This window comes from Pseudomonas sp. W5-36 (assembly GCF_046540455.1).
GTDB classification, from domain to species: Bacteria; Pseudomonadota; Gammaproteobacteria; order Pseudomonadales; family Pseudomonadaceae; genus Aquipseudomonas; species Aquipseudomonas graminis_B.
This window is the reverse complement of record NZ_JAXCIQ010000020.1, coordinates 36,173-56,206: the sequence shown is the minus strand read 5'-3', so window position 1 is coordinate 56,206 and position 20,034 is coordinate 36,173. Positions and strand designations below refer to the sequence as shown.

The window sequence follows — 20,034 nt, the reverse complement described above, 5'->3', positions numbered from 1 at the left end:
GAAATCAATCCACTCCGAACGGTGACATCGCCCGACTCGGCGAGAAAACCAGTATCCCCTACCCGGGATCTTTCGTCGGCCTGACTGAAGTGATCAGTGCCGTGCAAACCGCCCTGTCTGCTGTGAGAGCGCTGATGAAAATGTCTCTGCTCAATCCAGCGTCGGATGATAAGTCCCCCTCGAACAAAGCCAAGCGCAAGAACAGGCTATGCGCGCATCGGCCTGACCGCGGGGCAAGCGCCACGCGAGCAGAGTAAGGAGCGGGGGACCCATGTCTAAATTTACGTGCGCTCAGGTTTTACTCTCGGCAGCAACATTCACTGCTGCATTTTGCGTTCCGGCCGACACGGCCATCCACAGTCACGAACCGCTTAATTTGGCACCCAATACCTTCCCTCAGGACTATTGCACAGCCAAGCTCAGTCAATACGGCACCCATATACACACCAACAGCGTTCTACCGCTGCGGGCCGCTTTTCCGGTTCATGGCAATCCCGGCGCTCTCATCGCTAATAACTCTGGCATTGGCGAGCAGGGCTTTTCCGACATTTTCCCAATGCCAGGTGAATGGAAGCAGCTAGACATCGGTCCTCCAATCACTTCGTCCACTGCAGAACAGGGTGAAGAATTATCTGCTCCCAATTCCATCGACCAGATCTTCGCCGAGTCGGACCTCCAACAGGCGATCCAAAGCTACCTTTGGGCGCTGCCATTGGTGTTCTACACCCAGTTGCAGGAAGAAATCGGCAACAAACTGGATACACACAGCGGTGACCTGATGATGCTAAGCGGCGACGAAAATACGCTTGGCGCCCAATTCGAAAACCCTTCGCCGGCTTACATTCTAGCGTTCGTAGACCTCAATGAAACAGGTCCACTGGTGATCGAGCTCCCCCCCGATCCAACGGCTGTGGGTGGCGTCGGCGACTTCTGGCAGCGAGTTATCATCGACATGGGGCAAGTCAGTCGGGAGCAAGAGAAGGGTGGCAAATTTCTGGTAGTACCTTCAGGAGTAGAACCTCCCGCTGATGTCGGAAAGTTTGAATTGGCTAGATCGGAAACCACGAACGTGCTGTTGAGCCTTCGCGTACCCAACCCAGTCAAGGGTAAAGCGCTGATCAAAAAAATGAAGATCTATCCCTATGCCGAACAAGACAAACCGGGCAAGAACAAACTGCTGTCCACCAGCAGCAGTATCTGGTCTGCCGCGCACCCTCGAGGTATGGCCTATTGGGAACATTTGCACCAGATTATCCAGACGAATCCAGTCAACGAATGTGATCGTTTCGATATGGCCATGCTTGCCGCCCTGGGCGTAGAAAAGGGTAAGCCCTTCAACCCAACCGACGAGCAGCGCAAGGCACTGGAGCAAGGCGCGCAAATTGGCGAAATGATCGCCACGCGCTCCCTATTGGTTGGATCTCCATCCAGATCTTCGAAATCGTCAACGCAGGTAATTCGACCATGAAGAGTCAATCGGACGCGACAATCGGAAGAGCCCCCATGCCACAAAATAAATCCGAGCACGAACTCTTCCTCCTCCTCACTGCCAAGCTAACTCTAAATGACAGTGGCTCTGTTTTTAGTTCGAATGAAGAGCAGATTGAACAGGAATTAGACGATGAGGCTGAGCGACGTGGAATTGCCCAATGGGAGTTGATATTGCAGCTAAGCACCACTTCTGAAGAACAACTACAGAGCCAACTGCATGCAGCCCATCAAGAAATAGCTGAAATGGTCGAGATGAGTTGGGAGGATTACTGTCGACTACACAACCTATCTGAGACGATAGAACAGCATCGTACAAGTGTGCAGGCATTCCCATCGTTCAAGAAATGAACAGATCACTGAGCATAAACTCCTCATTGAAGTGACATCTTTGAATTCATTTGAAAATCAGTTCGGCTACCGCCTCTTAGGCATAGAGAGGACCGCCAGATCCAATTCTTTCCGGAGCTCCTGCGTAAGCGGCTAGCCGACTGTAAGCGGATGGCGAACACACCTTCGGAACTCACACATTCATGAATGAAAATTGCGCCCACGTTTAAGCGGACACAATACAAACTTATATTGTGCTGACCTACAATCGGAATTGCCCTACCAATGTATTAAACGAAATTGCTAACTGCGATAGCTCGTGACTAGAAGCGCTGGTTTGGTTGGCACCCGCCGCCGTCTGCGTCGATAGATCCTGAATGTTAACCAGGTTGCGATCCACCTCTCGCGCTACTTGAGCCTGCTCCTCTGCTGCGCTTGCTATCACCAGGTTTTGCTCATTGATCTGGCTGACGCCTTTACTGATCCGCTCTAGTGCCAGGCCGGCTTCAGAGGCAAGTAATTGAGTGCTGCGCACGAGGTTTTGACTTTTCCCCATCGCCTGCACCGCATCGTCAGCACCGCCACGAACCCTGCTGATCATAGCCTCGATCTCGCCAGTGGATGTCTGGGTACGGTGTGCCAAAGCACGTACTTCGTCGGCCACTACAGCAAAACCACGACCTTGCTCACCAGCACGTGCGGCCTCAATCGCAGCATTAAGAGCGAGCAGGTTGGTCTGCTCAGCGATACCACGGATGACGTCCAATACCTTGGTAATGTCGTGGATCTGTCCGGCCAATGCCTCGACTCGCTGTGTGGAGTCAGTAATTTCCTCTGTCACAGTATTGATAGCCGTCACAGCCTGCTGTACCTGCTTCTGCCCTTTCAATGCGTCTTCAGCAGTCTGGCTGGAGATCTGAGATGTGCTGGCTGCGTTGCGCGCCACTTCTTCCACTGCAGCCGTCATCTCGTTGACCGCTGTAGCAGCTTGTAGGATTTCGTCGTTTTGTCGCACCAGTCCACGCGCGCTGTCCTCTGTAACCGCAGTCAATTCTTCAGCTGCGGAAGCCAGTTGGTTCGAGGCGTCGGCAATTTGCTGCACGGTGCCTTTGAGGTTGCTTTGCATAACGGACAGAGACTGCAACAACTGGCCAGTTTCATCGGTGCCCCGAACCTCGATGGCCTGGGTCAGATCGCCTTTAGCTACGCGCTCTGCACCTTCGACCGATAGGTAAATCGGACGGGTAATCATGCGAGTGACGATCATTCCAAGTACGCCGGCACACAGCATAGCGATCAGGCAGCCCACGATCAGCACCCAAGTCACTTGGTTGTTAGTGCTTTCGCCTGCTTTCGCGACATCGAGAGCCTGGCGACTGTTGGACTCGATTATGATCTTGATCTCAGCAATGAGTTTGAGGTAAGCCGGTGTAACGTTGTTTGTAGCGAGCCTTCGAGCCTGTTCAGAATCGCCACTTTTTAGCGCAGCGAAACCCAAATCCACAGCAGCAATGTAGGCCGGCCAGTCACGTTCGAAATCGTCGCCCGCAGCCCGTTCGTCTGCCTCTAGCGGGGTGGCACGGTAAGTTTTGAATGCATCTTGAGCCTCGGACTGATTATCGCGGTACGACTGGATAACGGCGTTGATATCGTCATCGCTGGCGTTCGCAGCTGGCCCTGGCCAACGCCGCCTTGCTGCGCTCGAACTGGATTTCGGCGTCCACCGGATTGAGCCGGACCACCGGGTCTCCAGCGCGGACATAATCAGTGTTGTCCGCGCCGATCCCCGTGACGGTGCCGGTGATCTGCGAGGTCACTTGAACGGCGTTGCCGTCCACATAAGCGTCTTCGGTGCGTTCATTGCCAACTTGATACCCGTACCACAGGGCCAACAGCGCAATGAGGATCAGACCGGCGCCGATAAAGACAACGGGGCCGGAGTGGCGAGATGCGGCGACAGGGACGCCGGACGCGGGAGATTGAGTGCTCATCATTTACTCGAAAGATCAGGTGTCAGAGCTGCGTTCGACGCAATGGCATCGGGACTGAAGCCGCCCCCCAGCGCCCGGCTCAGGCTGGCCTGGAGTGAAAGGCCTCGGGCGCGCAAGTCAACGAGTTGGCGTTGCTCGGCCAATGCAGCGTTTTGCGTGATCAGTACCTGGATATAGGTGGCAAGCCCGGCACCGTAGCGGCGATTGATCAGGTCGTAGGCATCATTGGCGGTCTGAACGGCCTGTTGTTGCTGGTCCACGCGTTCTTTCAGCCAGCGCAGAGAGGTCAGTTGATCGGCTATATCGTGGAGCGCGTCGATCAACGTCTGGTTGTAGCCTTCGACCGCAACGTCGTAAGCCGCATCCTGGCTGGCCAGATTGGCCCGTAGACGACCTCCGTCGAAAATCGGCAGGCTGATCGCCGGCCCGATCCCGAGCATCCGGCTGCTGCTGTCCTTGAAGTAGCCAAAGCCAAAGCTCTGCAAGCCCAGGGAGGCCGCCAGGTTGACGTTGGGATAAAAACCGGCCTTTGCCACGTCAATTTCATGCCCGGCTGCTTCGACTCTCCAGCGCTGGGCAACCACGTCGGGGCGCCGGCCAAGAAGCTCTGCGGGAAGACGGCTGGGTATCGAAAAAGGCTCGACCTCGCCGATGGCGGGCCTCCGGATGGAACGACCACGGTCCGGGCCTTCACCCATCAACGCCGCCAGCCGGTTCTGGTCCAGCTCCACGGCCTCTCTGAGCGCGGAGAGGGTGGCTTTGCTGGCCGGAATACTCGCTTGAGCCTGTTTGATATCAACCTGGGAATCCAGCTCGGCGGCGAAGCGCCGGTGCGTGAGATCGAGGATCGACTGTTGCTGGGCGAGCACCTGCTCGGCCAGGACAATCTGATCGTAGTTTTTCTGCAATTCGATATACGCCTGCACCATCGCCGAGGAAATCATCAGCGTCGTCGCGTACCGGTCAACGTCGGCCGCCCGCTGACGGCCAATGGAGCCTTCCAGCGCAGCACGATTCTTGCCCCAGAAATCCAGCTCGTAACCCACGCCCAGCGAGGTCTGGTAGAGCGTCTGCCAGGTGCCTGAAACGCCGCCCGCTGTTCCGTTGGCACTGTATCGCTGTCGTGTATCGGAAAAACTGGCGTCTACCCGAGGCGCAAGCGCTGCCTGGTTCAGGCCTGTCAGGGCCTGGGCCTGGCGGACCCGGGCGGCAGCGCTGGCCACCCCGGGATTACCTGCAAGCGCCTCGCGGACCATGTCATTGAGCTGCCGATCGCCAAACGCCGTCCACCAGGTTTGCTCGGGCTAATGGGCGTCAGATACCGGTGCCTCATCCAGGGTCTTTTTACTGCTGACCTTCAGGCCCTGCCACACCGAAGACTGGGGTTTCAGATCACTGTAGGAACATCCACTGAGGGCGACGGCGACCAGTGCGGTCAGAAACAGGCGGACGGGATGTTCGGTGATCAATCGTGTGGCTCCAACGAGAATTCGTTAAGGGGTTGCGTTCAGGCATTGGCGTTAAGCAGTGATGACCCGTGCTGCCCAACTCTCGCTAACCTGCGGCGGACGATGGCCGGCCGGCGCACAGGGCCGACAGCAAGGGTTGTTCGGCAGACAAAGCCTCGACCGCCTTGTCCCAGGACGCTGAAACGGCCTTTGCCGCGTGCTGGTAGAGCACAGCGCCGTCAGGCGACAGGCGGATGGTAATAAATCGTCGGTCAGCGCCTTCCCGTCCTCTGCTCACCAGTCCGCGATGTTCCAGACTGTCCAGCACATTGGTCATGCCTGAAGACGTCAGATTGATCTTACGCCAGCATTCGGCCGGGGAACTGGCTCTGCCGGAAGCGACTGTTTCCAGCACCTGAAACTGCGCCACGGTCAGGTCGAAACGGGAGATCGCTGATTTGATCGTGTGTTCGAGCAAGCGATGAATCTTACCCACCGATCGGTAAATGTCGGCATAGGCGGGGGGCATCATTGGGGCGCTCATCATGGTCTGAAATGAATAGCGGTATCGACGTCAGCGATGGACTCACTGCCGCGTGACCAGGGTGGATTGAGTGCAAAGCAGCAAGTGCCGCCAATGGCAAAGGATGCTATCAGCATTTTTTTTCCGTACTCATTGGCAACGTCGATAACCGTTATCCCTCTTCCCGATGGGCTCGGGCGGGTCGAACACTTGCCGGCAATGCATGCAAGGCATGCCGGCAAGCACGATGCAAATGGCATCGATGGCCGGGAGCTCACTGCGCGCCGTGCACGGCAGCGCTCTGATTGCGCCCCCACCTTCGCGACGTGGACATGCCGGTTGTCCGCATACGCGCTGGCGCATGGATGCCGCCCTCCCTAGACTAGGCACCTTCAAATCATCAAGGGCACCCACTATGTCGGTCGTGGCGGATAGAGCTTATGAATCGCAATGAGCTGCGCAGGGCTGACATAAATCTGATGGTTGTGTTCGAAACCTTGATGCTGGAGCGCAATGTCACCCGGGCGGCAGAAAAACTGTTCCTCAGCCAGCCCACCATCAGCTCGGCGCTGAACCGGCTGCGCGGCCTCTTCAATGACCCGCTGTTCATCCGTGTGGGCAACCGGATGGAGCCTACGGCACGGGCCAGCGAGATCATTCATCATCTGTCTCCGGCGCTCGACGCGATGTCCGTCGCCTTGAGCCTGACCCGGGATTTCGATCCTGGCAGCAGCACCATGTCGTTTCGAATCGGCCTGTCCGATGACGTGGAATACAGCCTGATGCCCGCGTTGCTGCAAGCGCTGCACGAGGAAGCGCCGAACGTGGTGATTGTCATCAAGCAGGTCAACGCGTGGAATATTTCCGAGCTGCTAGCCTCGGGCGAGATCACCGTGGGGGTCTGCATTACTAAAGACCTGCCTGCCAACGCCAAGCGAAAGCTGCTGAGAAACGTCGTGCCCATGGTACTGCGCACCGATGTATCCGACACCCCGCTGACCCTGGATGAGTACTGCTCACGCCCCCATGTTGTCGTGTCCCATGTCGCGAACATTTCCAGCTTCGCCGATGAGTGGCTGGAGGCCGTCGGGCGCACCCGCAAGGCTGTGCTTTCGATACCCCAGTACACAACCCTCCCCGCGCTCATGGCCGTCGGCAACATGCTGTGCAATATGCCTGACTACCTCGCGCTGGCGTTGAGTCAGACAGGTGCGTTGCACGCTGAACCCCTGCCCTTCGTCACGCCGACACTGGAATTGTCCATGTCCTGGTTAAGCGTTATGGACAGTGATCCGGCTGAGCGCTGGCTGCGCAGAAAAGTTGAGCACGTTATGGGGACCAGAAAAGGCTCACCTTAACGGTTGCGTTGATGTTAGGTCTGATAAAGCAGTGTTATCCGATGTCAGTTTTTAGGCTCGGAATCAAATACATTGCGCGTAATAAGGTTAGCGCTGACGTGCTGTCAAGCGACTACATAGCGCGCACTGTTCAGCATGGGGCGAAACTGGCCGGCTAGTGGGCACTCGGGCAGCGCACAACCCGCGTTCGACATTAGTGACGAAAGCCGGCCGTCAGGGCGTATTGCTAGACGAAGTCATGGCTGTGACCGAACACTGCAGCATCAAAACACTGTCATGGATTACTTTCAAGTGGGCGACTTGCACAATTGCCGTGCGACTGACTATTGCTTGTTCCTGAGGCCCGAAATGCAGCGAATCTTAGGATGCTAAACAAAGTTAATTTAGCGAAAGCGTCGAAATTTCAGCCTGTGGATGATTATTTCCTAGGGACTGGCGGCAATTCACAATGTCGGAGTTACGGCACCTAACCCGTGAAAAAATTCAAATGAGATTCCGGGCCTGACCCTTTCAAACCTTACGAGGTAGGCCCGAACTGCCTGCTCGAGGTTGCCTGCCGGCAGTAATTCCAGACCTCCCAAAAGGGACCTAAGCGTGTAGCAGTCTTCTACACTTGCACAACCAAACTGAATAGCCTGAAAAATATCAGGATTATAAGTACACCAATCTCTAAACCTAGCGCTTTTTGACATCATAAAATGGATATCCCGCTCATTAAGCACCTCTAATAGGTATCCCACGAGAACAAGACTACCAAATTTCGCCTTGATATTACTAAGCTCAGAACCGTACCTAACCCCCTCCACATAGTTGGGCAGAGAATGCCGAAGCGCGGGTCGATGGCCGCTAAATAGTTCATGTGCTTGACCATGGTTCCCATTGTAAACTGGTGCAAGCAGAAATATATCATATAAATGATCAAAAAGACTTTGCAGGCGTTCGCAGTTTGTTTTTTTCCAGGAGTGAATTCTGCGAATGAGGACAACTCGAAATCGCTGGAAGCTTTCATTCGACCAATCGGCGTCGTAATTGATTGGATGTGAACTTTGCACGAAAGCATCCCAAGAGCGAGTAAACTGTGGAGCAACAATAAGTCTTTGCAAGTCAACACAGTGAACCATGCATACTACCGAATCTTTATAACACCAACTTTTACGCCAGCCTGGCGCTTGTCCTGCGGAAATATCTGCCCTCATACACTGTACACAAAACCACCAGCGCCTACGCCACCCTACGACGCGGCCAGAACTCCTAAAAAAAATACAGCTTAGGTACTCGAATTTATAGGCAAACTCAGGGATGGTTTTGTGAAGCAAAACCACATTGGGATCAAAATCCCAGTCCTCACTTTCAATGAGAGCGCCTCCGCCAAATACAGTTGGTGCTAAAGGTATAAGCTTATCGTTGACCCATGGTCGAGACCGCGTTTTTAATGAAGATCTGAATATCCATGATGAAAGTGTTTCGTCATAAAAAATTTGGGTCATCCCACTTATAAACTTCATCAATACCCCCAAGGATTCGCTGACGCTGAGGATAAGTGAACAGCTTGAATTCGTTCCAACCCACTCTTGAGCGCATAGCAGCCAGCATGACGGATGAGCTCTATAACCTTATCCATTCGGCCTCCAGTTGAGGTAAGAATAGCGGAAACCATATCTCGATCATACAACCTCGAAGGCTCCTTTAATGGCATTAACTCCTCGACACCTAAAAGAAATGTCCGAAAGTGCTCATCCTCGCTCCAGTCTTTCAGTCTTACTTCCGTAAACCTGCGCTGAGTTTCGAGCGTCGCCGAAATAAAGCTACTAGACTTAAGCGTACCAAAGGCAAATAAACAAATTCCGTACCTTTCACCAAGAAACGTCTTCAACATTGAACTATTTATACGCTGCTCAACTTTTCCACACAATAATAGATCGTGTATTTCATCAATAACAATTCCCCAGACATTCCGTAGCTTTAGTATTTCCGACAATTCCCGAGGAATGAAACCGTTGGGACGGGTCCTATCTTGCGTCGGCGGGCAAGGTAATTCTAGTGACTTATAAATCTCCGATCTAAACTCTTTCTGCTTCAGTAGATCAGGATCTGCTGCCATATTTACAAATAGGAGGCCGTCGCTACGTTTGACGCGGAACTTGATCTGATTTACTATGGCAGTTTTACCAGATCCGCCGTTGCCTGTCACTAGCAGAGCGGGAGCCGTGATCCGCCTGGGCGCATCAGCGATATTATTCATAAGATGAAAAATGCTCTCGCTTGGCGAGTGATCTACCCACACGTCCTCTAGCATTAAGGAAATTCGCGTACTGATATCTAGATTTGCAGATCCTCTCCGATCTGACCTGATATGGTCGTACTCCATGCTCAATCTCCTCTCCGAAATGGTTTTGGCGAGGATGAATAGTCCGGAAGGTCTTTGGGGGTTTCGAGTGCAGTATCTGAGAATGGATACGCTTTTTCATATTCTAGGAGCGCAGCGGTTCTTTTTCTTGCTTTTTTAGTTAGCTTTATGCTGATCTCCTCAATATTTGCTGCTTCCCGATATGCCTGTGCCGCTTGCGGCTCCGCAAACGTTCCAGGCTGCAATCTTTCAGAAAAGAAAAGGGATGCCCTATGTTCTTCATAAGAAATATCAGGTAGCGTCATATCGGCGAAAGGGATTGCAACAAACTGCCCATTAAGTTGAACCCATAATTGTTTGAGCGAAAACGGGTCGTATTTCACAACAACTTTCTTTTCCCCCACATAAGAGTATAAGACCGGATCCCAATAGAATCTACCCTTGAATTCTATGCCGCGTGATCGTATGCACCTATATTCCTCAGGCATGAACCGAAGGCGGAATTGGTGCTCGTCAGAAATTTGCGGTGGGTATGGGGTTATACTATGGGGATTATAATATTCATTCCAGGCTTGCAGTGGAGACTTCGCTATTTCGCTGTGTACAGTCGAATGATACTCTATCACCTGCAAAGCGAACCATTTGGAAAACTCTGTAAATGTTTGGGTGGGTTTTTTTGACTTTGCCAGTCGTTTGCGCGCAACAGTGTTAGACATTGCGCTCCCACTCAATAAATGAACCTTGTTCATCATTGTTCCAATCAGCCGTTCGACATGGCCTCCATAATGCTTCTTTCCTAGCGGACGATGACCGTAGGTAATGTGTGAACGCTCCAGTGCCCTGAGGTATTTTGGGCTGCAATACTCCTTTGCATTATCCATGTACACCATTTCGGGCGGTCCGAATATCGGGTAGCTGTACTCTGACAAACCTAACCTACGAAAAAAATCTTCTTTTCGCATCACTGAATGTGTCAAGGCACATGCAACCGATAAAGAGCTGGGCGCATGAAGGCTGAGGTAGTAGCCAAGTATCACACGACTATATACATCGATAAATAATGTTAACCAAGGACGTCCAATCACCTCTTTACGATCGTCTGAAAGTACTTCCACATCTACTAATGTATGATCCGACTGCACCAACTCTAAGGGCCTTTTGGCATTGTACTTGCCAGGGCGACCATCATGCGTTTGGGATGCGATATCTCGCCCCGATTTCATACGAGTAATTTGTTTCGTTGAAAGAGAAGCCTCTATTCGAGCCTGGACCGTTTTGCGCGCCGGGCATTTCAGCCTGAGTAGATCGCAATTTGATTGCACTTCACGCCAGACTTGCGCAAACGAGACTCCTTCCTTGCGCTTAAATTTTGTTATAGCCTCGCTTATTGCTACTTCGATGTTGTCAACTAAATGTCTTGAACCTTTTTTATTACCACGGCGCTGCACAATCAAGGAACAATAGCCCAAACCCTCATCATATTTGCTCCTTAGCTTATAGATATGCGCAGGTGCAACACTGAGTTCCCCTGCCGCCTGCTCGACAGTAATTTTGCCTTGGACCAGTTTTGTTATCACAGCGAAGCGCTTAACTGCCTGATTTCGCTCCTGTTCAGTAGCTTGCGCATCGAGCGTTATCATGAGAAGAATATCTGGAGCTGCATCATTCTTTTCACTTTTCGCGATGAATTCTACTTCATCCAAACCAACGATCAGCTTTTCTCTTGTTGAAATTACAATTACTTCCACGGACGTTTCGTCCACAGCTCTTAATATTAATGAGAGTTTTCCCCGTGCAACAACCTGCAAACCTCTCTCGAGCTGAACATGCATAATCGACCTCCTCAACCGATAAAGTCCTGTATAGCCAAAAAATACGAGGCCCGACGCATTATTTTGATCAGCGTGCATCAGATCACTGAGAAAAACTGCACAACTCATTGAATTTCAAATAATTTTTATGATTTTATTAATTCGAAAATATTTTATACTTCGTGTATCCGTTACACGCCACAGGTCGAACAATGGTTTTTCATAGTCTTTGCAACGTGCCCCTGCATCGTGCGGGCGGACTTAGAAAACTCCAAGTAGGTCCTCAGATATGCTGGAGTACCCGCTTATCGCCTGATCTGAGCTAGACATGATCCAAATGAGCTTCCTACTTCGAATATGCGGTCAAGCGTGAGCAGACCCACTGCGAACGATCCCTCTCTGTGCTGGGTCAGGTGATGCCGTGGAGTCGCTTGCCGCTGTTGATCCAGACGTTCTGCGCTAAGGCTGATGGCGGAAACTTACCTGCTGGAAACAAGGCTTAGCATTCATTTCGGGTGATCAAGATCTAAAGCACGGCTCCGCTGACTACGTTGTTCGCGCTGTCAAACATATTGATGGATCGAAACATCTGATGGGATGGGCTAATCCACGCTTAACACGAAGAAAAGGCGCAAAAGCTCACCAAAAAAGACGGCATGGCTTTCTTAAAAAATTTATGTCGCGCGCTGCGAATTTTTGACTCGTCACTCAAGGATTCGAGACGATAGGAATATCAATAACAGCGCTTTACAGATTTTTGCTATGCATAAATGATAAAATCGTCTCGACTTGAAAACTTTCTATCATTTATCGCTCACTCTGCCAGTAACCAGTTGAAAAATTTGCCGTTTTATTAACAGCATCTATGGGTAACGCGTACAATTAGGGCGAATCGCATCCACGATCAGGTCCATCCGAACTGAGCGCTTGACGCTATGCACGGCGTTGCGAATGACGACTACGTCGCTGTCCAGAAAATGACGGCGCTCAGAAATAATTAGCTGTTTCGAAATGTATCTCTTGGCACGACGACATCCTTGATAGCCTCATGAAACTGGCAGGGCCGTCCATTTATGAGCTCGACTCATGGGACTGTACGTCTATTCGGCATAGTCGCCAGCCAGCCATGACGTTAAGTTCTTCAGTTACCCGCACCTATGAACGCCCGCTTCGAAATCAGCGAGAGTCTTTCAAGAGTGCTTCGGACGGTACGCAGATCGTACTGCCTTCCCAAGGGAAAACTAACCGTGAATACGAACGACATGACACCGTTAACCAGGCGCAACTTTCTTATCATTGGGGTGGTGTCATCTGCGGCAATCGCCCTACCTCCTTTCCTCAGCGCCAAAGCCAGCGCTGCCAACGCGGCACGGCCAAATGCTGCGAAAGTAGCCCTGACCATCAATCAAACGTCACACACCCTGGAACTGGACACCCGCACTACCTTGCTGGACGCCTTGCGCGACCATCTGCACCTCACCGGTACGAAAAAGGGCTGCGACCATGGTCAATGCGGCGCATGTACGGTCATTGCCAACGGTTCGAGGATCAACGCCTGTCTGACCCTCGCCGTCATGCATCAAGGTTCGAACATCACCACTATCGAAGGCTTAGGCAGCGCGCAAAACCTGCATCCCATGCAGGCCGCGTTCATCAAGCATGACGGTTATCAATGCGGCTACTGCACACCCGGACAGATTTGCTCGGCAGTGGCCGTGCTTGATGAAATCCGCGCAGGCGTTCCCAGCCACGTCAGTGACAACCTCACGCAGGCTCCGCGACTGGAGGCGCGGGAAATCCAGGAGCGCATGAGCGGCAATATCTGCCGCTGCGGTGCCTACTCCAACATCATTGAGGCGATCACCGAAGTCGCGCAGGAGACCGCATGAGACCGTTCAACTACCTGCGTGCCACTTCCCCTGCCGGCGCCGCTGCGCAGGCTGCACAACTCGAAGGCGCTCGCTTCATCGCCGGCGGCACCAATCTGCTGGACCTGATGAAGCTGGAGATCGAGACCCCGGTGAATCTGATCGACGTCAACGGTTTGGGGCTGGACACTATCGCGCCCACGTCCGAGGGCGGCCTGAGGATTGGCGCACTGGTGCGCAACACCGATCTGGCTGCCGATCCACGGGTCCGCCAAGACTATGCAGTGCTGACCAGGGCGCTGCTGGCAGGTGCGTCGGGGCAACTGCGCAATGTGGCAACCACTGCGGGCAACCTGTTGCAACGTACCCGTTGCCCGTATTTCTACGACACCAACATGGCTTGCAACAAACGTATCCCCGGTGCCGGTTGTGCGGCCATCGGCGGTTTCAGTCGGCAACTGGCGATCATTGGCAGCAGCGAGAGTTGCATCGCGACCCACCCCAGCGACATGGCCGTGGCGATGCGATTGTTGGACGCGACGGTCGAAACAGTGCGGGCAAATGGACACGTGCGCTCCATTCCCATGGCCGATTTCCATCGGCTGCCGGCCAATACGCCCAACATCGAGACGGCTCTTTATACCGATGAACTGGTGACCGCCGTGACGCTGCCCAAGCCGCTCGGTGGCGTTCATCAGTACCACAAGGTGCGAGACCGGGCCTCCTATGCCTTCGCGCTGATCTCGGTAGCATCAATCGTCCAGCCCAACGGAACGGGCCGCGTTGCGCTCGGCGGCGTAGCCCACAAGCCATGGCGAGTCGAAGCTGCCGATGCCTTGATGCCCGAGGGCGCCAAGGCGGTCGCGGACAGACTGCTCCAGGGCGCGAACCCGGCACACGACAACGCCTTCAAGCTCACTCTGGTGGAGCGAACAGTGGCATCGGCAATGTTGCAAGCGAGGGCGCAGTCATGAAATTCGACTTGCCCACGGGCGACAATCCGATAGACCAGTTGAAAGTCGTCGGCCAGCCGCTGGATCGTATCGAGGGCCCGCTGAAGGTGACCGGCGCTGCTCACTACGCCTACGAGAACCATGAGCAGGTGCCGGACGCGGTCTACGGTTACATCCTGGGTGCCGCTATCGGCAAAGGTCACATCGCCCAGATACGCACGGATGCGGCACAGAAAGCCCCGGGCGTCTTGACCGTAATCACTGCAGCCAATGCAGGCCCGCTGGGCAAAAGTGAGTTCAATGCCGCCCGCGCAATGGGCGGCCCCGACATCGATCACTACCATCAGGCCATCGCGATTGTCGTGGCCGAGACCTTCGAACAGGCGCGTGCTGCGGCTCAGCTCATCGAAGTGGACTATGTGAAAGGCCAAGGCCGTTTCGACCTTGCGGCTGAACGTCCGAACGCGCAGGTGCCCGAGGCTGGGCCCGATACCTACGTTGGCCAATTCGATAGCGCCTTTACCCAAGCCCCCGTGCAGGTCGATGTCACCTACACCACGCCTGACCAGGCTCACGCGATGATGGAGCCTCACGCCTCTACTGCGCACTGGCAAGGCGATCAACTGACGCTGTGGTGCTCGATCCAGTTGTTGTCGTGGAGCAAGCGCGATCTGTCGAAGATCCTCGGCGTACCTCCGGAAAAAATTCGCCTGATATCGCCATACATCGGCGGCGGCTTCGGCGGCAAAGCGTCGGTACTCTCCGACGCTGTGCTGGCGTCGGTTGCCGCGCGCCAACTGGGCAGACCGGTGAAGGTAGCGCTCAGTCGGCCGCTGATGTTCAACAACACAACCCATCGACCTGCCACGATTCAGCGCGTGCGGCTGGGCGCCGATCGCTCGGGACGAATCCTCGCCATCGGCCATGAAACCCTGTCCGGCAACCTGCCAGGCGGGCCGTTCGAAAAAGCCGTGACCCAGACCCAGGTCTTGTACGCAGGGGAAAACCGCATGACCCGCGCTCGCCTCGCCGTACTCGATCTGCCGGAAGGCAACGCCATGCGTGCACCGGGCGAAGCCTCCGGGATGATGGCACTGGAAGGCGCCATGGACGAGTTGGCTGTCGCCCTGAACATGTGTCCCGTGAAGCTGCGCATCGCCAACGATACCCAGGTGGTACCCGGCGAACCATCCCGGCAGTTCACCACGCGTGCGCTGATCGAATGCCTGGAGACCGGAGCGACGCACTTCGGTTGGGATCAGCGCCCTGCCGTTCCCGCCAGCCGTCGCGAAGGTCGGTGGTTGATCGGGATGGGGATGGCCTCGGCGATTCGCGGCAATCCAATCCGCGACTCCGCTGCGCGGGTGCACCTGGATTCCAACGGGATCATCACCGTCGAAACCGACATGACCGATATTGGCACCGGCAGCTACACCATCCTCGGCCAGACCGCGGCCGAAACCCTGGGCGTGAGCATGGACAAGGTAGTGGTGCGGCTGGGCGATTCCACCTTCCCCACCTCGGCAGGTTCGGCTGGCCAGCGCGGTGCCAATTCATCCACCTCCGGTGTGTATGCTGCAAGCATGAAACTGCGGACACTCATCGCCGAAAAAATGGGCATCGACCCGGCGACCGCCGAATTCACCGATGGCCAGGTACGCGGTAGCGGCAAAACCATGTCCCTGGCGCGAGTCGCGCAGAACGGTACGTTAACGGCCGAAGACATTCTGGAATTCGGCAAGGCACGTGAGGAACGTGAGCACCAGACTTTTGGTGCGCACTTCGTTCAAGTCCGGGTAGATGCTGCCACAGGTGAAGTGCGCATCGACCGCATGCTCGCCGTCTGCGCGGCGGGCCGCATCATCAATCCCAAAACGGCTCGCAGTCAGGTCATCGGCGCCATGACCATGGGTGCGGGCGGAGCGTTGATGGAAGAACTGGTGGTCGACAAACGCCACGGTTTTTTCGTCAATCACGACCTTGCAGGGTACGAAGTGCCGGTGCATGCCGACATCCCGCATCAAGAAGTGATTTTCATCGATGAAGTCGATGCCTACTCATCGCCAATGAAGGCCAAGGGCGTTGGCGAGCTGGGCATTTCGGGGGTTGCTGCCGCCATCGCCAATGCTGTTTATAACGCCACCGGGGTGCGGGTACGCGAGTACCCAATCACCCTCGACAAATTTCTGGATCGCTTGCCAGCGATAGCCACTAGCTGAGAGTTGCCATGAGACTTCTTGCACCGACGTTCGCCACGCTGTGCTTCGCCGCCATGACCGAAGCAGGCGCCACAACTGCCAAACCCGATCCCAAACCTGCGCCCCACGTTCAGGAGGTCACGCCCCAGCTTTACAACTACACCACCCAACTGCTTTTCGGTGAAGTCTGGAAGCGCCCGCAACTGAAGAGCCGTGACCGGAGCCTGATCACCCTGTCCGCACTCATCGCCAATGGGCAGAGCGCGCAGTTGACCGGACACCTGAATCTAGCACTGGATAACGGGCTCAAGCCCAGTGAGATCAGCGCGCTGATTACCCATCTGGCTTTCTACGCCGGCTGGCCGAACGCGATGTCGGCCACCGGTGTGGCGCACAAGATGTTCACCGATCGCAAGATCGCTCACGACGCCATTGTGCTGCCAGCCGCTGAGCCACTGGAATTCGATGCCGCCAGCGAAACCAGGCGACGGGCCGCAGTGCAGTCGGCTACCGAAGCCGTAGCGCCGAAGCTGGGTGATTACACCAACGACGTGCTGTTCGCCGACCTTTGGCGCGACCCTGGCCTCACCGCCCGGGACCGAAGCCTGGTCACCGTCGCCTCGCTTATCGCGCAGGGGCAGGCGCCACAGTTGCCGTTCCATCTCAGTCGTGCGATGGATAACGGCCTGACCCGAACCGAAGCCTCGGAGGTGGTCACCCATCTCGCGTTCTATGTCGGTTGGCCGAAGGCGATGTCTGCAGTCGGGGTTTTCAAAGAGGTCTTCGATTCACGACCCAAAGACTGATCGGCTGAACACGGGTTACCCCTGACGCTGCGCAAGAACAGCGTTTTGCGGGGCGCCTCGTACGATCAGAGCCAGCACGACCACCAGCGCTGACGCCAGCATGACCGCGCTCCAGATGAATGCCATGGAAATACCCGCCGAGACTGCCTGGACCGTCTCCGAAGAACCGGCTCCATAGCTGTACGCGACGGTCAGCACGCTAAGGCCCAAGGTACCCCCAAGCTGGTGGCTGACATTCACCAGCCCAGACGCCGCGCCGGCATCTGCAGGCTGCACGTCAGTCATCGCCGCAGCGGTCAGCGGGCTGAGGCAGGCGCCCTGGCTGACCCCGATCAGCAGCAGCGGCATGCTGACGGCCAGGTATGGAGTGTGCGGGCCAAGGCCCGATAGCCAAAGCATGCCGATACACCCTACTGCCACGGCGGCGGCCAGCAGCGCTCCATTGCCAAACAACCGGGTAAGCCGGGGGATGGCCATTGCCGCAGCGAAATTAGCCAACGTGGTTGGCAGAAACGCTAACCCTGCTTCACTGGCGCTGAACCCAAGCACTTCCTGCAGGTACTGAGTGGTAAAGAAATAGAAGCTCATCATTGCACCCAGAAAAAGCAGCCGAGCACTGTAAGCGCCCGCCCTTACCCGGTGCTGGAACAGGCGTAGCGGCAGGATCGGGTCCGAAGTCCGCGCCTCGTGAAAACCAAACAACGTGAGTAGAAGGGCCCCGGCGACGAGCCCGCAAATAGTGCTTGTATCGCCCCATCCGGTATTGGCTGCGCTGACGATGCCGTAAACCAGACAGGTCATCCCGACTGTCGATAGCAGTGCACCAGCCAGGTCGAATGTGCTCGGCCTTACGGGGGTTTCGCGCACAACGCGCAACGTGGTGATAATCAGCGCCAAGCCAATCGGCAGGTTGATCAGGAAGCCTACACGCCAAGATGCCCATTGAGTGAGTACACCCCCGATCAGCAGACCAAGGCTCGAACCCACGCCGGCGGTGGCGCCATACCAGGCGATAGCCCGCGTGCGCTGCTGCCCTTCGAAATTGACCAGCAGCAACGCCAGGGAGGAAGGGGCAAGGATGGCTGCACCCACACCGTGCAGACCACGGGCAGCGATGAGCACGCCGGTGCTCTGAGCCACCGCAACCAGCAAAGAGGCGAACATGAATACACCCAGGCCGATCACGAACATGCGTCGGCGCCCCAGAATGTCGCCGCCACGCGCGCCCAGCAGCAACAGCCCGCCGAACGCCAAGGTATAGGCATTCTGCACCCAGGAAAGCCCGGTGGTGGTCATGGCGAATGTCTGGCGGATCCGGGGCAAGGCAGTGATGACCACCGAGGTATCCAGCACGATCATCAAATAGCTACACAGGATGACCAGCAGGACGCCCCACTGGCTGCGCGACAACGGGCTCATTGCGCCTGGCCGTAGTCTTGATCACTCACCTGCTCCAGCCACTCGACAGTCTTGCCGTCCAGAGCCTCGGCAATTGCAATGTGGCTCATGCCAGTGCCAGCCGCGGCACCGTGCCAGTGCTTGACGTGGGGCGGGATCCAGACCGTGTCGCCAGGGCGAATCGCCTGCCGCTTCTGCCCTTCCTGTTGCACGTAACCCGCTCCTGCAGTGACGATCAATGTCTGCCCCAGTGGATGGGTATGCCATGCCGTACGTGCGCCAGGCTCGAAGGTGACCGTCGCACCGCCGATACGGGCACCGTCAGTGCCTTTGAACGGCGCATCGACGCGCACTTTGCCGGTGAAATACTCAGCGGGTCCGACCGCCGATGGCTGGGAACCTACGGGCGTGACGACAACACTCATCGGCTGTGCCCCCTCGGTTTCAGAGCTGAGCAAGGCCATGGAGAGTGCAGCTGCTGCAAGTGACTTCATAACGGAGTCTCCGGTGGCTTCAGTAAAGTTTTGTAATCTATCAGTTACATTTAAATCCGATTAGTCACTAGAATCCGAATAAATCAATGAGCCGGATTCATCAATGCTTCGAGAAAACGCCAACGACTTGATCGCCTTTCTCGCGGTTGCGAAGGAGCGCAGCTTCACCAAGGCGGCGGGCAAGCTAGGGCTATCGCAATCGGCGCTCAGCCACACCGTACGAGGCCTGGAAGCGCGATTGGGTCTCAGGCTGCTGACGCGCACCACTCGCAGCGTGTCGCCCACCGAAGCGGGCGAGCGACTGATCGGCACGGTCGGCCCGATGTTCGAGGAGATCGAGTTCGCCCTGGCCGACCTCAGCGATTTGCGCGACAGGCCCGCAGGCAACATCCGGATCAATGCCATGGACCATGCGTTGGAATTGGTACTGCGCCCAGCCCTCAAGCAGTTCCTCCCTCAGTACCCCGATATCTCGGTGGAGGTGTGCTGCGACTACAGCTTCGTGGATATCGCAGCCCAGGGCTTCGACGCTGGCGTAAGGCTCGGCGAAGCCGTGGCCGATGGCATGATCGCAACCCGTATCGGCCCTGACATGCGCATGCTGGTGGTGGGCACGCCCGAGTACTTCGCGCAACGAGACGTACCCGTTACCCCGCGCTGCCTGCCGAAGCACCTGTGCAATAACCTGCGCCTACCTACTAATGGCGGGGTCTATGCTTGGGAGTTTGCCAAGGACCACGAGACCCTCAACGTGCGTGTCGCGGGTCAAATCACCTATAACGGCGTTTATCAATTACTCGATGCTGCCCTGGACGGCTTCGGGCTCAGTTACATTCCCGAAGACATCGCGGCCCCCTACATTGCCAGTGGGCAGTTGCAGGTCGTGCTCGAAGACTGGAGTCCGTGGTATTCGGGGTTTCACCTGTATTACCCCAGTCGCCGCCAGGCATCGCCGGCCTTCGCGCTGCTGGTCGAGGCGCTGCGCTACCGTCCTCAAGGTTGATTAATGATCGGGCCTCAT

At 55.6% G+C, this 20,034-nt stretch carries 17 protein-coding genes and 1 pseudogene; 8 read left to right on the top strand and 10 right to left on the bottom strand.

Features of this window, described 5'->3' with window-relative positions:
* Window positions 1–271: 271 nt before the first annotated feature.
* Both SLW74_RS23695 and SLW74_RS23690 read left to right on the top strand, forming a co-directional pair.
* On the top strand, window positions 272–1,468 hold the full coding sequence (locus SLW74_RS23695; protein WP_410930313.1) for a DUF1254 domain-containing protein: 1,197 nt from the start codon (window positions 272–274) through the stop codon (window positions 1,466–1,468).
* Window positions 1,469–1,503: 35 nt separating this feature from the next.
* Complete coding sequence (locus tag SLW74_RS23690; RefSeq protein ID WP_159961225.1) at window positions 1,504–1,839, top strand: DUF6388 family protein; 336 nt, start codon at window positions 1,504–1,506, stop codon at window positions 1,837–1,839.
* A 241-nt stretch (window positions 1,840–2,080) separates the two neighbouring features.
* Here the strand turns inward: SLW74_RS23690 and SLW74_RS23685 are convergent, their stop codons facing one another.
* The 5 genes and pseudogenes from SLW74_RS23685 to SLW74_RS23665 form a co-directional block, all read right to left on the bottom strand.
* Window positions 2,081–3,547 carry a methyl-accepting chemotaxis protein gene (locus tag SLW74_RS23685; RefSeq protein ID WP_410930329.1) on the bottom strand — a complete coding sequence of 489 codons (1,467 nt, stop codon included), beginning with the start codon at window positions 3,545–3,547 and terminating at the stop codon, window positions 2,081–2,083.
* Complete coding sequence (locus SLW74_RS23680) at window positions 3,471–3,809, bottom strand: hypothetical protein (protein WP_410930312.1); 339 nt, start codon at window positions 3,807–3,809, stop codon at window positions 3,471–3,473. Before SLW74_RS23680 ends, SLW74_RS23685 begins: the two co-directional genes overlap by 77 nt.
* Window positions 3,809–5,101, bottom strand: a pseudogene (locus SLW74_RS23675) (efflux transporter outer membrane subunit); the annotation flags it as partial. The pseudogene SLW74_RS23675 and the gene SLW74_RS23680, both read right to left, overlap by 1 nt.
* 12 nt (window positions 5,102–5,113) lie before the next feature.
* A complete protein-coding gene (locus tag SLW74_RS23670; RefSeq protein ID WP_369317950.1) occupies window positions 5,114–5,278 on the bottom strand; it encodes a hypothetical protein in 165 nt (54 codons plus the stop codon).
* Window positions 5,279–5,363: 85 nt separating this feature from the next.
* On the bottom strand, window positions 5,364–5,789 hold the full coding sequence (locus tag SLW74_RS23665; protein WP_410930311.1) for a MarR family winged helix-turn-helix transcriptional regulator: 426 nt from the start codon (window positions 5,787–5,789) through the stop codon (window positions 5,364–5,366).
* A 431-nt stretch (window positions 5,790–6,220) separates the two neighbouring features.
* Between SLW74_RS23665 and SLW74_RS23660 the strand changes: the two genes are divergently transcribed.
* Window positions 6,221–7,138: a LysR substrate-binding domain-containing protein gene (locus tag SLW74_RS23660; RefSeq protein ID WP_410930310.1), complete on the top strand. Its 918-nt coding sequence runs from the start codon at window positions 6,221–6,223 to the stop codon at window positions 7,136–7,138.
* A gap of 443 nt (window positions 7,139–7,581) precedes the next feature.
* Here the strand turns inward: SLW74_RS23660 and SLW74_RS23655 are convergent, their stop codons facing one another.
* From SLW74_RS23655 to SLW74_RS23645, 3 genes are read right to left on the bottom strand one after another with little or no spacing between them, the layout of a single operon-like run.
* On the bottom strand, window positions 7,582–8,625 hold the full coding sequence (locus SLW74_RS23655) for a hypothetical protein (RefSeq protein ID WP_410930309.1): 1,044 nt from the start codon (window positions 8,623–8,625) through the stop codon (window positions 7,582–7,584).
* 17 nt (window positions 8,626–8,642) lie between these two features.
* Window positions 8,643–9,506 (bottom strand): TniB family NTP-binding protein, encoded by an 864-nt coding sequence (locus tag SLW74_RS23650; RefSeq protein WP_410930308.1) that lies wholly within the window; start codon window positions 9,504–9,506, stop codon window positions 8,643–8,645.
* Window positions 9,507–9,508: 2 nt separating this feature from the next.
* Window positions 9,509–11,317, bottom strand: a complete 1,809-nt coding sequence (locus SLW74_RS23645) for a transposase (protein ID WP_410930307.1) — start codon at window positions 11,315–11,317, stop codon at window positions 9,509–9,511.
* A gap of 1,241 nt (window positions 11,318–12,558) precedes the next feature.
* On the opposite strand from SLW74_RS23645, the gene paoA reads away from it, so the two are divergent.
* The 4 genes from paoA to SLW74_RS23625 are packed head-to-tail and all read left to right on the top strand — an operon-like array spanning window position 12,559 to window position 17,121.
* Window positions 12,559–13,185: an aldehyde dehydrogenase iron-sulfur subunit PaoA gene (paoA, locus tag SLW74_RS23640; RefSeq protein WP_410930328.1), complete on the top strand. Its 627-nt coding sequence runs from the start codon at window positions 12,559–12,561 to the stop codon at window positions 13,183–13,185.
* Complete coding sequence (locus SLW74_RS23635) at window positions 13,182–14,138, top strand: FAD binding domain-containing protein (protein WP_410930306.1); 957 nt, start codon at window positions 13,182–13,184, stop codon at window positions 14,136–14,138. The genes paoA and SLW74_RS23635 overlap by 4 nt, the downstream gene beginning before the upstream one ends.
* The gene (gene paoC / locus SLW74_RS23630) at window positions 14,135–16,336 is read left to right on the top strand and encodes an aldehyde oxidoreductase molybdenum-binding subunit PaoC (protein ID WP_410930305.1); all 2,202 of its coding nucleotides are present in this window, start codon (window positions 14,135–14,137) and stop codon (window positions 16,334–16,336) included. Before SLW74_RS23635 ends, paoC begins: the two co-directional genes overlap by 4 nt.
* A gap of 8 nt (window positions 16,337–16,344) precedes the next feature.
* Window positions 16,345–17,121 carry a carboxymuconolactone decarboxylase family protein gene (locus SLW74_RS23625; RefSeq protein ID WP_410930304.1) on the top strand — a complete coding sequence of 259 codons (777 nt, stop codon included), beginning with the start codon at window positions 16,345–16,347 and terminating at the stop codon, window positions 17,119–17,121.
* 15 nt (window positions 17,122–17,136) lie between these two features.
* On the opposite strand, the gene SLW74_RS23620 is transcribed toward SLW74_RS23625, so the two are convergent.
* Complete coding sequence (locus tag SLW74_RS23620) at window positions 17,137–18,540, bottom strand: MFS transporter (RefSeq protein ID WP_410930303.1); 1,404 nt, start codon at window positions 18,538–18,540, stop codon at window positions 17,137–17,139.
* The gene (locus SLW74_RS23615; protein WP_410930327.1) at window positions 18,537–18,983 is read right to left on the bottom strand and encodes a cupin domain-containing protein; all 447 of its coding nucleotides are present in this window, start codon (window positions 18,981–18,983) and stop codon (window positions 18,537–18,539) included. The genes SLW74_RS23620 and SLW74_RS23615 overlap by 4 nt, the downstream gene beginning before the upstream one ends.
* 133 nt (window positions 18,984–19,116) lie before the next feature.
* Here SLW74_RS23615 and SLW74_RS23610 point away from each other — a divergent pair, with 133 nt between their 5' ends.
* Window positions 19,117–20,016 (top strand): LysR family transcriptional regulator, encoded by a 900-nt coding sequence (locus tag SLW74_RS23610; RefSeq protein WP_410930302.1) that lies wholly within the window; start codon window positions 19,117–19,119, stop codon window positions 20,014–20,016.
* The last annotated feature ends 18 nt before the right edge of the window (window positions 20,017–20,034 follow it).